Here is a 16,863-nt window from a genome sequence, read left to right as displayed (position 1 = left end):
CAAAAGGGCGCCCATCGGTCCCGATGGGCGCCCTTTTCATGACCTTGGCCTACTTCTTATCCGAGAAGGCGATGTTGCGGATCATGTCCTCGGTCTTCCAGGGCGCCGCGCCGCCACCCAGGTATTTCTGGAACCACTCCAGGTGGGCGTTGTAGTAGACGGGCATGGATTTGAGGTTGTCAGGCCAGTGTCCGTCGTTCTTGAAGACGATGAGGCGGCTGGGCACGCCCATCTCCTGGAGGCCCGTGAAGAACTGCAGGCTCTGGGTGTAGGGCACACGGTAGTCGCGCTCGCCGGTGATGACCAGGCAGGGCGTCTTGAACGCTTTCACGTGGCTGCTGGGGTTCATGCGCTCATAGGCAGCCGACTTCTCCCAGGGGGTGCCCGTGAGGTCGTGCTCGGGGAACCAGAGCTCCTCCGTGGCGCCGTGCATGGAGCGCAGGTCGTACACGCCCATCATGGCGGCCAAGGCCTTGTAGCGGTTGGTGTGGCCTTCCAGCCACATCATGGCGTAGCCGCCCCAGCTCCAGCCCATGGCGCCCATGCGGTCCTTGTCCACGTAGGGGAGCGCCGCCAGGTGATCGGCCACCTTGTCGATGTCGGTCTGCACCTTGCCATCCCAATCGCCGCTGATGGCATCGGTGAAGGCCTGGCCGTAGCCCGTGGAGCCGTGCGGATTGGGGAAGGCCACAATGTAGCCCGCGCCGGGGTACACCTGCCAATCGCCGCGCAGGGTGTCGGACCACATCATCTGCGGGCCGCCGTGCACGTTCATGATCAGGGGGTATTTCTTCGCGGGATCGAAGCCGTGGGGCTTCACCAGGAAGACATGGATGTCCTTGCCATCGGCGCCCTTCACCCACTGCTCTTCCGCCGGGCGGAAATCCACTTCATCGGCCAGGGCCTGGTTGAAAGCGGAGAGCCGCTTCAGTTCCTTGGTGTCGAAGGCGTAGCGCCAGATTTCCGTGGGTTCACCCACGCGGTTCTTGGTAAGAAACACGGCCTTCTGGTCCGCGCTCACCTGGAATTCGCGGACACTCTGGCCTTCGAGCATGCGCACGGCCTTGCCCGTCGCGACGTCCATGCGGTACAGGGGCCAGCGGCCCTTTTCCTGAACCGTGAACCAAAGGGCCTTGCCATCCGCCGACCACTGGAACGCGTCCACCCAGTTGTCGATGCCCTCGGTGAGAACCTTGCGGGTTTTGGCTGTGCGATCGTAGAGCGCCAGGCGGAAGCGGTCGGATTCATGGCCAGGCCGAGTCTGCAGCTTGTAGGCGATGTAGCGGCCATCGGGTGAGTACTTGGGTTCCTGATCCGCGGCAGGGTTGTCGCCGGTGATGCGCTGAGGCGTGTGGTCGCCTTCCAGTGAAATGAGGAAGAGATCCTGATTGGTGCTGCGGGCGGCCACCGCATCGGTGTTGGTGGTGACGCAGACTTCCTTGCCATCGGGGCTCAGATCCCAGCTCTGCCAGAAGGCGGGATAGTCCTGCTTGCCGCTGGTGATGGCCTCGACCTTGCCCTCGGGTGTGGTGGTGAACAGGTGCGTGTACTGGAAATCGCGCCACTCGGTCCAGTGGCGGTAGAGCAGCGAATCCGCCATGTGGGCCTGCACCGGGCCATTCTCCAGCTTCTCGCCCCATTCCTTCTGCTTGGCACCATCGGTCATGGCCTCGGGGAAGACCGAGGCCTCGAACACCACCTTGTTCCCCGTCAGCTTCGGGGCGCCTACGCCGGTTTCAAAGGATGTGACCTTGCGCGCCTCGCCGCCGCTGGCATCCAGGGCCCACAGCTGGCTGCCACCCGCCCGGCTGGAGAGGAAGTAGAGGGTCTTGCCATCCTTGGACCACTGCGGCGCCGTGTCCGACTTGCCCGAATAAGTGAGCTGCTTGGATTGGCCCGAAGCCACATCCAGCACCCAGATCTGGGTGTTCCGAGTGGCGGCCTTCAGATCCTGGCTGGATACCTCGAAGGCCAGCTTGGCGCCATCGGGGCTCAGGGCCAGGTGCTGCACCCCCTTGATCCGATAGAGATCCTCGATCTGGAAAGCGCGTTTCTCGGCGGCTGAGGCAACAGGCAACGCGGCGATGAGGAGGGCGGGAATCAGGAGCCGACAAGGCAGGGGCATAAGGGCCTCCAGAGGCGAAGGTCAAGAATGGCACATTGGGAGGTCCGCCTCCACCGGTGGGCATCCCTGCTGGGGCCAAGGTATCCTGACGCATGCTGAATCCCGAGCTCCCCGAAGTTCCCCGCGGTCGCGGGATTTTCTGCAACCGCACGCTGAACATGCGGTCCGTGAAGGCCATCGGCTACGACATGGACTACACCCTGGTGGACTACCGGGTGGATGCCTTCGAACGCATGGTCTACGCCCAGGCCCAGCAGCGCCTGGCCTCCGAGGGTTGGCCCACGGAGGGCCTGGAGTTCGATGCACGCATGGTGACCCGTGGCCTGGTCATCGACACCGAGCTGGGCAACCTCGTGAAGGCCAACCGCTTCGGCTTCGTGAAACGCGCCATGCACGGCACGCGGATGCTGGAATTCGCCGAGCAGCGAGAGGCCTACGCCCAAACCCTGGTGGACCTCTCCGATCCCCGCTGGGTCTTCTTGAACACACTCTTCTCGCTATCGGAGGGCTGCCTCTTCGCCCAGGCCGTGGACCTGCTGGACCGCGGCGCCCTGCCCCGCCCCTTTGAATACGCCAGTCTGTACCGGCACGTGCGCGCCCGGGTGGACGCCCAGCACCTGGAAGGCCACCTCAAGGCCGAGATCGCCGCGGCGCCTGATCGATACGTGGTGCAGGATCCCGAGGCGGCGCAGGCCCTGCTCGATCAGAAGAATGCCGGGAAGAAGCTGCTGCTCATCACCAACTCTGAATGGAGCTTCACGTCGAAGATGATGGCCCACGCCTATGACCGGCACCTGCCCGAGGGCATGACCTGGCGCCAGCTCTTCGACCTAGTCATCGTCTCCGCCCGCAAGCCGGCCTTCTTCACCGAGCGCGGGCCCTTCTTTGAAGTGGTGGACGAGTCCGGCCTGCTGCGCCCGCTGGTGGGTCCCCTGCACTTGGGCGGGATGTACCTGGGTGGCTCTGCAGCCCAGGTGGAGCGGGACCTGGGCGTCTCCGGCGACGAGATCCTCTACGTGGGCGACCACATGTTCGGCGATGTGCATGTGAGCAAGCGCACCCTCAGCTGGCGGACGGCCCTGGTGCTGCGGGAGCTGGAGGGCGAGGTGCTGGCCCTCGAAGGCTATCGCCCCATAGAGGTTCAGCTCATGGCGCTCATGCGTGAGAAGGAAACCCTGGAGGCCCGCCTATCCCGGGCCCGCCTGGTGCTTCAGCGCCTGCGCGGAACCCAGCCCAAGCCAACCCGAGCCGATGAATCCGAAGCCGAGACGCGCGTCCACGAGCTGCGGAACCGCCTGCTGGCACTGGATGCGGAGATCGCCCCCCTGGCCAAGGCGGGCACCGAATTGACCAATGCGCGCTGGGGCCTGCTCACCCGCGCCGGCAACGACAAGAGCCACCTCACTCGCCAGATCGAGCGCTACGCCGACATCTACACCAGCCGCGTGTCCAACTTCCTCCACGCCACGCCCTATGCCTACTTCCGCTCACCGCGCGGGAACCTGCCCCACGATCCGGCGGGAAACAAGGAGTAGGGCCACCCATGAGCGCCGGCCTCTTTTCCCATACCTTCACCATTCCCGAATCCGCCATCGACGTGAACGGCCATGCCAACAACCTGGAGTACCTGCGCTGGATGCAGGAGGTTGCCACCGCCCACTCCGATGCTCAAGGCTGGACCCTGGACCGCTACCAGGCCACCCGCACCACCTGGGTGATCCGTTCCCACAGCATCGAGTACCTCCGGCCCGCCTTCGTCGGCGAGGAGATCACCCTGCTGACCTGGATCGGGGGCTTCGAGGAGCAGTCCTCGCCCCGCCACTACCTCTTCTGGCGGGGGCGCGACCGGAAGATCCTCGCCAAGGCCCGCACGGTATGGGTGTTCGTGGATGGAGACACGGGGCGGGCCCGGAACATCCCAGAGGCATTCAAGTCGGTTTTCGAGGTCATCAGTGAGGAGAAGAATGTGCTCCAGGTCCTGAAAACCACCTCAGTGGACTGAATAGACGGTGATGCCGTAGTGTTCTTTGTCCCAGGGGGCGTCGTCGTTCCAGTGGTCGTAGGCATGGCTGTCGTCGGTACGGAAACGGAGACGGTAGGTGCCCTTCGGCAGGTTCACAAGTTCATCGGCCAGCCGGTTTTTCGCGGCACCCCCGGCGTGGCTGGTGCGATCGGGAGTCATGACCCAGACTCGCTTTCCAGCATCATCTTCGATCCAGGCCTCGTCTGCCATCTCGTCGCCGTTTCCTTCCGCAATGGCATAGATGCGCACGGACTGCGAACTGCCTAGGGTGAAGGTGGTACTGCGATCCTGGTCATTGCCCACCTGCACCAGCTCCGCCAGCGGAGTCCAGGCTAGGGATGCAGTCAGAGAAACCGCTGAAACGTCGGCATCCGAAGGCACCGACAACGTCAGCCCGTACATTCCTGGGTCACAGGGGGGTGCCGCGTTCCAATCCGCGGGGGAGTGGGAATCGTCCGTCACGAAGGTGGCCTCGTAATCCCCGGCGGGCAGTTGGAGGGTCTCCACCTGCCGACGGTTCTTGCGGGCCCCACCTGCGAACTGGGATTTGTCCATGGTCATCTCCCATACCCGCGTGCGAGTGCGGGCATTGGTGATCCACCCATAGTCGTGCATGCGCCGTCCGCTGCCTTCGCCCTCTGCATAGATGTGCAGGGTGATGGGCCGGCGCACGTGGAAGGCCTGAGTCCAGTGGCCGTCATCCGTGGCGGCGGGCAGGGACACGACGATGTTCTTCCAGCGCAGGGGGGCTTCGAAGGTCGTCACTTCTGAAGCCTGGCCGCCAGCCGCGTAGAGTTCCATGCCGTAGTTCCCAACCTGCTCCCGCCAGTGACGCAGCAGGCTGGATTCATCGGCGCCGATGGCTGCAAGAAATCCATGGGAACGCCCGCGCCCTTCATGTTGGATGGTCCGCCTGTCGATGTTGCGGCTCCACTGCGCGAACAGCAGGCTCTGGCCAAAACCATGGTTGGCGAAATAGGCTTCGTAGCTACCCGCGGGCAGATCGATGTAGCGGTCGGCCACCCAGTATTCCCAATCGCGCTTGATGTTCGAGCCATCCATCTGCCACACCACTTCCCGGGTGGTGGCGTTCAGAATCCAGCCATAGGCGAAGAGCGGGTGATCGCCTTCGCTGTGGATGATGCGCCGCAGGCCTCCTCCTTTAGCGTAGACATGGACCTTCATGGCCCGCGACAGGGTGAAGCCCTGCTGGCGCACTTCGGTGGTCTCGAAGCCATGCAGTCCCAGGATGCGCGGTTCCTCGCCACGGAGGCTGGCGGGAGCGAAGGAGGCCATGATCACGAACAGAGCCACGCCTTGAACAGCACGGACCAGGCTGAGCACTTCGGTCATCAGGAAGGAGAGCATCGGAACCCCCGGGCGATGGTTTCAAGCTAGCCCTCCTGATGGCAGAACCTGGGGGGGATCGGCGAACGGCGGATCGGCACCGGCGAACGGCCCCAGGAGGGCCTCATGCATCGTGGGCGCGCAGACCTACCACTGCTCCAGGAAGGTCTGTGCCTCACGCTCGGCCCGCGGGGATAGGTGCGCGAACCGCATGAGGCGATCATTGAACTCGTAGTGCAGCTCTCGGTTCTCCTCCAGCAGCAGCTCCAGCTGTTCTCGGTGGATCGCCTCGTCCGTGAGAAAGCGCCAGTAGATGGCGTCCGAGGCCTCCTTCAGCCCCTGGCTGCGCAGCTCCCAGTGGGTGCGGAGCAGGGCCCGCCAGCCCACCTTCTTCATGCCGCTGTCCTGGGCGATGGCCTCCTGCCACACCGGCCCGGCCCAGGCCTGGATCAACTCTACGGCGCGATCCTCGTTGTCTGGCGCGATGCTGATCACCAGCTCGCCCAGATCGTAGACCACGGTTTCATAGGCGAAGGCCAGGCCCTGTCGCGCGGCCAGGCGCGCGTAGTGCAGCAGATGCCGGACCGTGCCATGCATGCGCTCCGGCGTCGAAGCGAAGGCCTCGATGAGCAACCGATAGTGGTACGACAGGTTCTGGAAGCGGCGCAGATCCTTCTCCTCCAGGGCCTCCCTTAGCAGGGTATTGAGCGTCATGACGTGGAGCTCCACCACGCCTTGCTCACCGGCGTCATTGGCCAAACGGGCCGTGTCCACCAGGTGCGCGGCCATTTCGGACAGCAGTTCGTGCTGCCGTCGGTTGGCCACTTCGGACACCTTCAAGGTCTGCGCCAGGATGTAAGCCTCCGGCCAGATCAGCTCGCGGGTGAGGTAGTCCTGACCCTCCTTGGCCAGGCCCGGCACGAACCAGGGCCGGGAGGCGCGCCAGTAGGAGGCCTCCGTCCCCACACAGCGGATGATGTCCCCCAGCAGGGTGTGCAGGGATTTCAAGGAGAGCAGCACCAGCTGCCGATCCCCGCGGGCCATGCCCGTCAGCGCCACGTTGGTCACCACGTCGACGGTTTCAAACAGCTCATCCTTGTTCGCCTCGATGCGGCGACCGCGGGCCAATTCCTTGAGGCTGCGGACGCCCTTCCGGGTGAGCATGGGCATGAAATAGCTGGGTCGCAAAAACCGGCTGATGCCGTAGAGGAAGGGCAGTGCGCCCAGCATGACCAGGAGGTAGATGAGCGCCAGCACATCCACCAGCACGCGGTTCAGCAGGCTGCCCGCGGGGATGAAATTCAGGGACAGGCAGATGATGTGGCTGCCCAGCAGCAGCGAAAGCATGGTCACGATCAACGGGTGACGCACGTACAGCGTGACCAGCTTGGGCGTATAGAGGTTGGCGGTGAGCGGCACGATGAGGGCGATGCAGGTGAGCACCACGGCCATGAACTGATTCAACGTCCGGCCCACCACGGGCAGGGTCACCGAATCCACACCCTGATTGATCCCGCGCGTGGCGATGAGCCCGGCGATGGCCAAGGCGCCGACCATTCCGGCCACGGTCAGCGTGACCAGGCCCCGGGGATTCTGTGGATTGGCGGGCACACGGGTTTTCATGGCTTCAGTTCTGGCCTCCTGGGCCCACCTGTTCCAGGGCCCATGCCAGCCTTTCGGCCAGTTCATCCAGTCGGCTGAATCTCCACCAGGGGGCCGTGCCAAGACCTATAGCTCTGCCCACTCCACCAGGATGCGCTGGGCCTGCAGGAGAGGCCCGGCTTCGGTGCCCAGAAGGGGCAGGCGCAGGGCCCCGTCGGGGCTGAGCTGGGCACCCTTCTTCTGACCCACCCAGGCCATGAGCTTGGCGGGATCCAGCGGCGTCTGGGGACTCAGGCGGAATTTGAGCTGCCCCTTCTCTACACCCACTTCCGACACGGCCAGCTGCTGCGCCCTCAGCTTGATCTTGAGCAGCTCAAAGAAGCGGAGGGTGTCTGAGTCATCTTCCGCAATGCGGCCGAAGCGGTCTTCCAGATCCAGCTTGTAGAGCTCCAGTTCCTTCTCGTCGCGCAGCCGCGAGACACGCTTGTAGGCCACCAGGCGCTCGCTGGCCTGATCGATCCAGCGGCGACTGAGCTGGGCGCCGGGCGCGAGGCCGTCTAGCTTCACGTCGAAGCTGCCGCTGGGCTGGCCCTGCAGCTCCTGGAGCGTCTCCTCCAGCAGCTTCACGTACAGCTCGAAGCCGATGTCGTGAATGTGGCCCGATTGCTCGCCGCCCAGCAGGTTGCCCGCGCCCCGAAGCTCCAGGTCCATGGCGGCGATGCGGAAGCCCGAGCCCAGCTCGGAGAAATCCTCCAGGGCTTGCAGGCGCTTCCGGGCATCCTCGCTGATCTCGTGCTTGGGCGGGATCAGCAGGTAGGCGTAGGCGGGCACGTCACTTCGGCCCACGCGACCGCGCAGCTGATAGAGCTGACTGAGACCGAAGGCGTCGGCCCGGTGCACGATGAGGGTGTTGGCGTTGGGCACATCGAGGCCGTTCTCCACGATGGTGGTGGCCACCAGCACATCGATGCGCCCCTCCATGAAGCCCAGCATGGCCTGCTCCAGAGCCTCGTCCGTCATCTGGCCGTGGCCCACGGCCACGCGGGCATCGGGCACCAGTTCGCGCACGCGGGCCGCGATGGAGACAATGGACTCCACCCGGTTATGCACCAGGTAGACCTGCCCGCCCCGCCGCAGCTCGAACTGGATGGCGGTCTGCACCAGTTCGTCGCTCCAGGGCGCCACCACCGTCTCAATGGCCAGGCGATCCTTGGGCGGCGTTTCGATGAGGCTGATCTCTCTGAGGCCGGTGAGGCTCATGTGCAGCGTGCGGGGGATCGGCGTGGCGCTGAGGGCCAGCTGGTCCACGTTGAGGCGGAGCTTCTTCAGTTTCTCCTTGTGGCCCACGCCGAAGCGCTGCTCCTCGTCGATGATCACCAGCCCCAGGTCCGCGAACTTCACCTTGGCGCCCAGCATCTGGTGCGTGCCCACCACGATCTCGACCTTGCCATCCGCCAGCTCCTGGAGGATGCGCTTCTGATCGGCCGCATCCACGAAGCGGTTCATCATCTCGATGCGAATGGGAAAGCCGGAGAAACGCTCCTTGAAGGTGCGGTGGTGCTGGAAGCACAGGATGGTGGTGGGGCACAGCACCGCCACCTGCCTGCCTTCCAGGGCCACCTTGGCCGCGGCGCGCATGGCCACTTCCGTCTTGCCGAAGCCCACGTCGCCCACCAACAGGCGATCCATGGGGCGCGGCGACTCGAGATCGGCCTTGACGGCTTCGATGGCCTCGATCTGATCCGGCGTGGGCGTGAAGGGGAAACTGGCATCAAAGGCAGCCATGTCAGGGCCGTCAGGCGGATAGGCATGGCCCTTCTCCAGCTTACGCTGGGCATAGAGTTTCAGCAGCTCGTCGGCCATGTCGCGGATGGCCTTCTTGGCCTTGCGCTTGACCTTGGCCCAGGAGGCGCCACCCAGCTTGTCCAGGGGCGGCAGGTGGCCTTCGGCGCCGCTGTAGCGCTGCATGAGGTCGGCCCGCTCCAGACTCACGTTCAGCTGGCCACCATCGGCGTAGCGCAGCTGCAGCACCTCCTGCTCCTCACCACCCACGGTGAGGATCGAGAAACCCACGAACTCACCGATGCCATGGTCCATGTGCACCACGCGGTCGCCGGGCTTGAGATCACGCAGGTCCGAGAGGAAGGCCGAACTTCGGGATTTCTTCGGCGCGGCCTGGATGGCCTTGCGTCCGAAGACCTCGCGCTCGGTGAACACCACCAAACCGGGTTCTTTGAGGTGGAACCCGGCGCTCAGGGACAGGTGCAGCGTCCGGCAGCCGATCTCGGTGCCGTAGGCCTGGGGCAGCTCGTACTCGCGGATGAACTCCTGGAAACGATCGCGCATGCCAGGCGTGGAGCCCGCCAGGAACACGCGGTGGCTTGTGAGGGCGAGATCCTGCAGGTGGTCCGCCAGCTCCTGCAGGCGGCCCTGGAACTCCCGCACCGGCCGGGCCGCCAGGGGCACCGTGGCCTCGCTCTGCCATTCCGTCAGCAGCAGCGTGGGACGGCTGGGATCGGCGGGCAGGAAGCGGTCCTCAAAATCCGGACACACCACGCCGCCTCGGCGCAGCATGGCCAGCCCCTCCTCGATGCGGGCCCGTTCGGCATCCCGCAGCGCCTCTTCCCAGTCGCCGTCCAGCCGCACCCGGAGGCAGGGCGGCATCCAATGCGTGAGCTGGCCCTTGGGCTGCGACAGCAGCGGATGGAACAATTCCTCCCCGGGGAAATGGCCGTGGGTTGCCAGCCGCGCCCGGCGGAAGGCGAGATCATCCTCGGGCTCCTGGGTGAGATGGGCACGGGATTCCACTGCGGCCAGAAGCGCCTCCCCATTCCCGCGGTCGCCCTCGAAACGGGGATAGAGCGTCAGAGCCTCCAGCGATTCGCCGGTGCGGCGCTGGCTGTCGGGATCAAAGGGGCTGAGGCGCTCCAGTTCGTCGCCGAAGGTCTCCAAACGCAGAGGCTGGTCCAGGTGGTCGGGCCAGAGATCGACCACCATGCCGCGGGAGCTGAACTCGCCCGGCGCCGAGGCCATCTCGGTGCGCCGGTAGCCCAGGGCCACCAGGGTTTCCAGCAGCAGCTCCCGGGGCACCTCGGCGCCTTTGCGCAATTCCAGCTTCTGTTTCTGGAACCAGGTGGGATGAGGGAGCCGCTCACAGGCCGAGAGGGGACCGGTCACCAGAATCTGGACCCGCCGCTCCAATAGGCCCACCAAGGCCGAGAGCCGCTCCCGCAGCACCATGCCCGGAGGGCTGCTTTCCCCACCGGCATAGGCTGTGTACCCAGGAAAGAAAGCCACCCCGGTGCCCGGGAGCAGGGCCTGAAGGTCCTGGGCCAGGCTGCGGGCCTCCGCCTCGCTAGGCGCATCCACCCAGAGCGACTGCACCCGCCCATCCTTGCCAGCCCAGCGGGCCAGCACCAGAGCCAGGGCCGAAGGCGACATCCACCGGAGCTTGGCGCCCGGAGCGCCCAGGCCCTCGAAAGGCGCTTCAGCAGACCGCAGTAGATCCCGCAGATCGTGACCCGTATCATTCATAGATCTCTCCAGATTGCCCGATGCCGGGTTGCATGTCTTTCAGAAAGGTCAGGGGCCATGACCCCCACCGGTCCCACGAATCGCAGATGGAGCCTGAGCACTCACCTCACCTGGGTGGTTCTGTTTGCCCTGCTGCCCGCTCTGGCCATCCAGTACGCCTCAAACCTTGAGCGCCGCCAAGAGGCCAAGGTTCGCGCCCAGGAGCACCTGCTGCAGCTGGTGAACGATCTCACGCACCAGCAGGAGCAGGTGACCAGCTCCGCCCTGGAAATGCTCACCACCCTATCCTTCTTTCCCGAGCTGCGCCGGGGCGATGGCCCCGCCTTCGGCCGGATCCTCCGCGCCCTGCAAAGGGAGGATCCCCGCTTCGTCAACCTGCTGGCCCTGGACCCCAGCGGAAACCTCCTCGCCTCAGCCGTCCCGACCACCAACCTCGTGATGAAGGACCGGAAGTATTTCTGGGAGGCTGTTGAGACGCGCCGTTTCACGGTGGGCGAGTACGTGCTTGGGCGAACCACGGGCACTCCCGTCATCCATTTCTCCCTGCCCGTCATGAACGAGCGCGGCGACCTGCTTGCCGTGCTGGCCGTGTCCTACGATCTCACCCGCTACGGCGACCTCTTCAACCGCTCCGAACTGCCCGCCGAAACCTCCCTGGTGGTCCTCGACCATGCGGGCACCGTGCTGTACCACCTGACCCACATCGCTCAGCGCTACGGCACCCTGGTCGGCACCAGGCTTCCCAAAGACCAGGCCGACCGGGTCATGGGCGGCGGGCCTGAAGGCACCTATTGGGACAAGCGCCGGGACGGCCAGCGCGCCCTGTTCGCCTACCGGCAGGTCCGCACCCCTGGACAGACCCGTCCCTACCTCTACATCCAAGTGGGTCGGCCCGAATCCCAGGTGCTCGGCGAAAGCCTGAGAACCGACCGCCGCAACATGATCCTGCTCCTGGTCACCGGCGCCCTGGCCTTGCTTGCGGCCCGCGCCATGGGAACGCGGGTGATCGCCACGCCCATTCGGCAGCTGGTGCAGGCCTCGCGCCACATTGGCCGAGGCGATTTGTACCACCGCCCCGAATTGCGCACCGCTTCCCGGGAGGTGGCTCAGCTGGGCGAAGAACTGGGCCGCACGAGCCTGGCCCTGGCCCAGCGCGAGGAGGAGCAGCGCCGCACCCAGGAAGCCCTGCTGAACTCGCAGCGGCTGGAAAGCCTCGGGGTGCTCGCCGGGGGCATCGCCCACGACTTCAACAACCTGCTGGCGGCGGTGCAGGGAAACCTGAACCTGGCCCAGGCCCAGATCGATCCAGGTGGGCCCGCCCACCGGCCCCTGGAACAGGCCGAAATGGCCGTGCAGAAAGCCTCTGACCTCACCCGTCAGATGCTGGCCTATTCAGGCCGCGGGCATTTCCTGATCAAGCCCCTCGACCTGAACCTTTCGGTCAAGGAGATGAGCCACCTCCTGCAGGTGACCCTTCCCAAAAAGACCACCCTGATTCTGAACCTCGCCCCGGATGTTCCGCCCATCCTGGCGGATGCCGCGCAGATCCAGCAGGTGATGCTGAACCTCGTCACCAATGCCGCCGAAGCCATCGGCCCTCAGGAAGGGGTCATCACCCTGAGCACTTCGGCCGAGTATCTCGACCAGCCAGCCCTGGAAGCCCTCTGCCCCACTCAGGGCCTGGAGGCGGGCTCCTTCGCCATCCTTCAAGTCGCAGATACGGGCTGCGGCATGGATTCCGAGCTGATCGAGCGCATCTTCGACCCCTTCTTCACCACCAAGCAGACCGGGCACGGGCTTGGCCTTTCGGCCATCCACGGCATTTTGAAAACCCACCGCGCAGGCATTCACATCAAGAGTTCGCCGGGAAACGGAACCCTCTTCAGAATCCTCTTCCCTGCCACGCAGGAGCTGCTGCCCCAACTGCTGAGGGAGGACTCGGGCCCGCGGCGGATGTTCCAGGGGCTGGCCCTGATGGCGGACGATGAGCCCATGGTGCTTGATTTCGCCGTGTCGGCCCTCGAATCCATGGGCTTTGAAGTCATCAGCGCCCGGGATGGTGCAGAGGCTGTAGCCCGGTTTGCGGAAGCCGGCAGCCAGGTGCGACTGGCGCTGCTCGACCTGACCATGCCGCGCATGGATGGCCTTGAGGCCTTCCACGAGATGCGGCAAGCCCACCCCGCCCTGCCCGTGATCCTCAGCAGCGGCTACGATGCAGATGCCGCTGCCCAACGGCTGGTGGAGCTCGGGCAGGTGCGCTTCCTGCCCAAGCCCTACCCCATGCGGGAACTCCGCAAGGCCGTATTGGAAGTCATGGCCGATGCCGAGGGGATCACAACTCCCGAACCACCCAATCCCGAGGCATGAGCACCCGGTCCCACCACACGCCAGACTCGCTGCGCTTGCCGATGGCCAGGAACATGTTCACCTCCGCTCCCCTGGGCAGGCCAAGCAGCGCCTTGGCCCGCCAGGGATCGAAGCCCTCCATGGGACAGCTGTCGTAGCCTTCGGCCCGCAGGGCGAGCATGAAGGTGGCGGCGGCCAGGGCCGTGCTCTTATGGGCCATGACGCGGATATCCGCCTGGGACATGAGGTTCGGCGTGGGCTTGAACAGCGAGCCCACGCGGCTGAAGACCCGCTTGAGCGGCCCGAGGATGCCCAAGGGCCCGGTGGTGTAGATCAAGGGAATGATCTTTTTGTAGTAGGAGGCCTGGCTCGGCCGCAGGGGGCCCCGTCCCTCGAAAACGCGCACGATTTCATCGCGGTTGCGGCGCCAGGTTTCCCGATGGGTGACCAGGGCGATCAACAGCGGAGCCGTTTTCGCAGGCATTTGGTCCAGACAGGCGGCATTGGCCGCCTGTCTGGCCTTTGGATCGCGGATCACCACAAATTCCCAGGGCTGAAGGTTGCTGGAGCTCGGCGCGAGGCGAGCCGCGTCCAGGCAACGGTTCAACACCTCCTGAGGCACCGGCTCGGGCAGGAAGTCCCGCACCGTGCGGCGGGCTTCCACCGCACTGTAGAAACCAGACTCAGGCATCAGGGGCCTCCACCCGGGGCTGGGTTGCCACGGGCTCGGGAACCGCCATGCCCAGGCGCTGCCGGATCCAGTTCCAGCCCTTCGCCAGGCTCAGCTCTTCGATGAACTCGAAGAACACGGGCACGACGATGAGGGTGAGCAGCGTGGAGGTGATGAGGCCGCCCACCACGGCGCGGGCCATGGGTGCGCGCATTTCCGCGCCCGCGCCCAGCGCCAGGAACAACGGCAGCATGCCGCCGATCATGGCGAAGCTGGTCATGAGGATGGGCCGCAGACGCACGGTGCCCGCCCGGATGATGGCCTGGCGGCGGGAGATGCCCTCCTCCCGTTCCAGATGCAGCGCGTGGTCCACCAGCAGGATGGCGTTCTTGGTCACGAGCCCCATGAGCAGGATCATGCCGATGCTGGTCATCATGGACATGGAGTCGCCGGTGATGAGGAGCATGAGCACCATGCCCACCATGGAGAGCGGCAGGCTGGCCATGATGGCCACGGGCAGCTTGAAGCTCTCGAACTGGCTGGCCAGCACGAAGTAGATGAAGAACACCGCCAGCAGCAGCGAGGTGCCCATGTAACCGGCGGTTTCCTTGCTGTCGCGTGTTTGGCCCAGGAACTCCACGCGCACGCCTTCCGGCAGCTGGCCGCTGGCCTTCAGCTCGGCCACCTTCTTCGCGGCGAGGCCCGAGACTTCGCCCAGGGTGGAGCCGTCGAAGTTGGCGTCCACTTCCACTTCTTCCATGAGGTCGTGGCGCTGCAGCTTGGCGGGGGCGATGCCCTCCTCGAAGCGCACCACCTGGTTCAGGCGCACCAGCGGGTGCTTGCCGCCCCCCAGATCCTTGGTGCTCTGCACGGTCATGTTGGCCAGCTGGGTGGTGAACCGCCGCTGCTGGTCTTCCAGGCGAACGCGCACATCGCGCTGTTCGCCCTTCTCGTCTTCGTATTTGGCCACCTTCTCGCCATCCACCAGGGGACGCACCATCTGGGCCACCAGGGCTGGGCTCACGCCCAGGTCCGACGCAGCCTTGCGGTCAATAACCAGTTTCAGTTCGGGCTTGCCACTGTCGAGACTGGTGGTCACGTCCACGGCGCCGGGAACGCTGCGCAGCGCCTCCTTCACCAGGGGCACGGCCTGGATCACCGCATCCCGCTCGGGAGCCTGCACGGCCACCATGATGGGATACGAAGTGCCCCAGTCGCTCACGGCGCCCACGGCCGCATCCACACCAGGCACGGAGCGGAAACCTTCGCGGATCTGGCGACGGATGGCCACATGGTTGGGCCGACGGCCCTCTTTGAGCTTCACGTAGATGCCACCGGAATCCACGGTGCCGTTGAGGCCCGTGCCGATGGTCGTGTAGGTGAGATCCACCCCAGGCACCTTCTTGATGACCGTTTCCAGGGCCAGAGCCTTCTGGCGGGTCGCATTGAGGCTGGAACCGGGTTCCGCCTTGAAGGTCACCTGCAGATCGCCCCGGTCATAGTCGGGCATGAAGTTGTTGCCGAGCAGGCCCGACAGACCCATGGCCAGGATCCAGGTGCCGAAACCCAGGCCCATCACCGTCCAGCGGTGGTTCAGGGACCACTCGATGGCTGTCTTGTAGAGGCTTTCCCAGCGGTCGAGCATGCGGCCGAAGGCCTCCACGCTGCGCATGATGGGGTTGCGGCCCTGGTAGTGCACGTGGCCGTCGGCGCTCTTCTCGTGCTCGGGATCAGGCCACACGGCGCTGAGCATGGGATCCAGCGTGAAGCTGACGAACAGCGACACGGCCACGGCGAAGGCCACGACGATGCCGAAGGGGAAGAAGAACTTGCCCACGATGCCGCCCATGAAGGCCACGGGCACGAACACCGCGAGAATCGACAGGGTGGTGGCGATGACCGCGGGCCCGATCTCGGCGGTGCCCTCGCGGGCGGCCGTCACGTGATCCTTGCCCATCTCCGCGTGCCGCGTGATGTTCTCGCGCACCACGATGGCGTCATCGATGAGGATGCCGATGGCGAGGCTGAGGCCCATGAGGGTCATGGTGTTCAGCGTGAAATCCAGCGCCCGCATGATGATGAAAGTCGAGATCACGGACACGGGCAGCGTGAGGCTGGTGATGAGGGTGGAGCGCCAGCTCTTCAGGAAGAAGAACACGATGATCACTGTGAGGATGCCGCCCACGTAGATGGAGACATTCACGTCATCCACGTTGTCGATGATGAAGCGGGCGTTGTCCTTGGCCTTGACCACTTCCACGCCCTGCTTGGAGAGCTCAGGCTTCAACTCCTCCAGGGCCTTCTCCACGGCCGTGACCATGGCCACGGTGTTGCCGCCGGTCTGCCGCTGGATTTCCAGGGCCACCACATCCTTGCCGTCGAGACGGGCCAGGCTGCGTTTCTCCTTGATGCCGTCCACGATCTTGGCCACTTCCTGCAGCTCGATGGGACGGCCTTCCTTGTTCCCCACGATGACGTGGTTGAAGTCGGACACGGACTTGGCCTTGGCATCCACCTTCACGGAGACTTCGCGGTTGCCCTGCAGCAGGTTGCCGCTGGGAATGGCCATGGTGTCGCTGCCCAGGGCGTTCTTCACGGCCTGGAGCGACAGGCCCTGGGACTCGAGCTTCTGGGGATCGATGTTGACGAGGATCTCCCGGGTGCTGACGCCCGCGGGATCGACCTTGCCCACACCGTTGATGTTCTCGATGCGGCGCTTGAGGAAATCCTCCGCGATGCGGGTGAGTTCCCGGTCATTCATGTCCGCATGCTTGGCATCGGGTTTCACCACCAAGGACAGCACCGGCAGCTGGGCCGGGTCGAACTTGGAGATGACCGGCTCTTCGATGTTGCTGGGCAGGTCGCGGCGGATCTGGCCAATCTTCGTGCGCACATCGTTCAGCGCGTTGTCGACGTTGCGGCCCAGATGGAACTGGATCACGAGCGTACCCAGGCCCTCCTGGCTGGTGGAGCTGATCTCCTTGATCTTCTCGATGGGATTGACGGCCTCCTCGATCTTGCGGACCACGTCCTGCTTGACGGACTCAGGGCTGGCGCCGGGGTAGATGACGGAAACAGTGACGGTGGGGATGTCGGTGTTGGGATACTGGTCGATGCCCAGGCTCTTCACGGAGAAGAGGCCCAGCACCACCAGCGCCAGCATGATGCAGACCGTGAATACGGGCCGGCGGATGGAAAGGTCAGACAGGAACATGG

9 protein-coding genes are annotated in these 16,863 nt (G+C 65.0%); 3 read left to right on the top strand and 6 right to left on the bottom strand.

What is annotated here, in order from left to right; genetic code table 11:
- Positions 1 to 49 precede the first annotated feature (49 nt).
- On the bottom strand, positions 50 to 2,125 hold the full coding sequence (locus tag Q9293_RS04125; protein ID WP_306250322.1) for a S9 family peptidase: 2,076 nt from the start codon (positions 2,123 to 2,125) through the stop codon (positions 50 to 52).
- A gap of 92 nt (positions 2,126 to 2,217) precedes the next feature.
- On the opposite strand from Q9293_RS04125, the gene Q9293_RS04120 reads away from it, so the two are divergent.
- Both Q9293_RS04120 and Q9293_RS04115 read left to right on the top strand, forming a co-directional pair.
- Positions 2,218 to 3,660, top strand: coding sequence for an HAD-IG family 5'-nucleotidase (locus Q9293_RS04120; protein ID WP_306250320.1), 1,443 nt, complete (start codon positions 2,218 to 2,220; stop codon positions 3,658 to 3,660).
- An 8-nt stretch (positions 3,661 to 3,668) separates the two neighbouring features.
- Positions 3,669 to 4,127, top strand: a complete 459-nt coding sequence (locus Q9293_RS04115) for a thioesterase family protein (protein ID WP_306250318.1) — start codon at positions 3,669 to 3,671, stop codon at positions 4,125 to 4,127.
- On the opposite strand, the gene Q9293_RS04110 is transcribed toward Q9293_RS04115, so the two are convergent.
- From Q9293_RS04110 to mfd, 3 genes are all read right to left on the bottom strand, one after another.
- On the bottom strand, positions 4,116 to 5,516 hold the full coding sequence (locus Q9293_RS04110) for a hypothetical protein (protein ID WP_306250317.1): 1,401 nt from the start codon (positions 5,514 to 5,516) through the stop codon (positions 4,116 to 4,118). The two genes, Q9293_RS04115 and Q9293_RS04110, sit on opposite strands and share 12 nt — an antisense overlap.
- 126 nt (positions 5,517 to 5,642) lie before the next feature.
- Entirely contained in the window at positions 5,643 to 7,118 is a 1,476-nt protein-coding gene (locus Q9293_RS04105) for a hypothetical protein (RefSeq protein WP_306250315.1), read from the bottom strand.
- A gap of 105 nt (positions 7,119 to 7,223) precedes the next feature.
- Positions 7,224 to 10,631, bottom strand: a complete 3,408-nt coding sequence (mfd, locus tag Q9293_RS04100) for a transcription-repair coupling factor (RefSeq protein ID WP_306250313.1) — start codon at positions 10,629 to 10,631, stop codon at positions 7,224 to 7,226.
- Positions 10,632 to 10,688: 57 nt separating this feature from the next.
- On the opposite strand from mfd, the gene Q9293_RS04095 reads away from it, so the two are divergent.
- Positions 10,689 to 12,998 (top strand): response regulator, encoded by a 2,310-nt coding sequence (locus Q9293_RS04095; RefSeq protein ID WP_306250311.1) that lies wholly within the window; start codon positions 10,689 to 10,691, stop codon positions 12,996 to 12,998.
- Here Q9293_RS04095 and Q9293_RS04090 read toward each other — a convergent pair.
- Together Q9293_RS04090 and Q9293_RS04085 are read right to left on the bottom strand one after the other, a co-directional pair.
- On the bottom strand, positions 12,964 to 13,668 hold the full coding sequence (locus Q9293_RS04090) for a nitroreductase family protein (RefSeq protein WP_306250309.1): 705 nt from the start codon (positions 13,666 to 13,668) through the stop codon (positions 12,964 to 12,966). The two genes, Q9293_RS04095 and Q9293_RS04090, sit on opposite strands and share 35 nt — an antisense overlap.
- Entirely contained in the window at positions 13,661 to 16,861 is a 3,201-nt protein-coding gene (locus Q9293_RS04085; RefSeq protein WP_306250307.1) for an efflux RND transporter permease subunit, read from the bottom strand. The genes Q9293_RS04090 and Q9293_RS04085 overlap by 8 nt, the downstream gene beginning before the upstream one ends.
- Positions 16,862 to 16,863 lie beyond the last annotated feature (2 nt).

The organism is Geothrix sp. PMB-07, from assembly GCF_030758935.1.
Taxonomy (GTDB): Bacteria; Acidobacteriota; Holophagae; order Holophagales; family Holophagaceae; genus Geothrix.
Note: the sequence above shows the minus strand (reverse complement) of the source record. Positions and strands in the feature narration are given on the sequence as shown.

Excerpts from the sequence above, each read along its gene's own strand:
- Q9293_RS04095 (WP_306250311.1), top strand. The coding sequence starts at position 10,689 with ATGACCCCCACCGGTCCCACGAATCGCAGATGGAGCCTGAGCACTCAC.
- Q9293_RS04085 (WP_306250307.1), bottom strand. The coding sequence starts at position 16,861 with ATGTTCCTGTCTGACCTTTCCATCCGCCGGCCCGTATTCACGGTCTGC.
- Q9293_RS04120 (WP_306250320.1), top strand. The coding sequence starts at position 2,218 with ATGCTGAATCCCGAGCTCCCCGAAGTTCCCCGCGGTCGCGGGATTTTC.
- Q9293_RS04105 (WP_306250315.1), bottom strand. The coding sequence starts at position 7,118 with ATGAAAACCCGTGTGCCCGCCAATCCACAGAATCCCCGGGGCCTGGTC.
- Q9293_RS04115 (WP_306250318.1), top strand. The coding sequence starts at position 3,669 with ATGAGCGCCGGCCTCTTTTCCCATACCTTCACCATTCCCGAATCCGCC.
- Q9293_RS04110 (WP_306250317.1), bottom strand. The coding sequence starts at position 5,516 with ATGCTCTCCTTCCTGATGACCGAAGTGCTCAGCCTGGTCCGTGCTGTT.
- mfd (WP_306250313.1), bottom strand. The coding sequence starts at position 10,631 with ATGAATGATACGGGTCACGATCTGCGGGATCTACTGCGGTCTGCTGAA.
- Q9293_RS04090 (WP_306250309.1), bottom strand. The coding sequence starts at position 13,668 with ATGCCTGAGTCTGGTTTCTACAGTGCGGTGGAAGCCCGCCGCACGGTG.
- Q9293_RS04125 (WP_306250322.1), bottom strand. The coding sequence starts at position 2,125 with ATGCCCCTGCCTTGTCGGCTCCTGATTCCCGCCCTCCTCATCGCCGCG.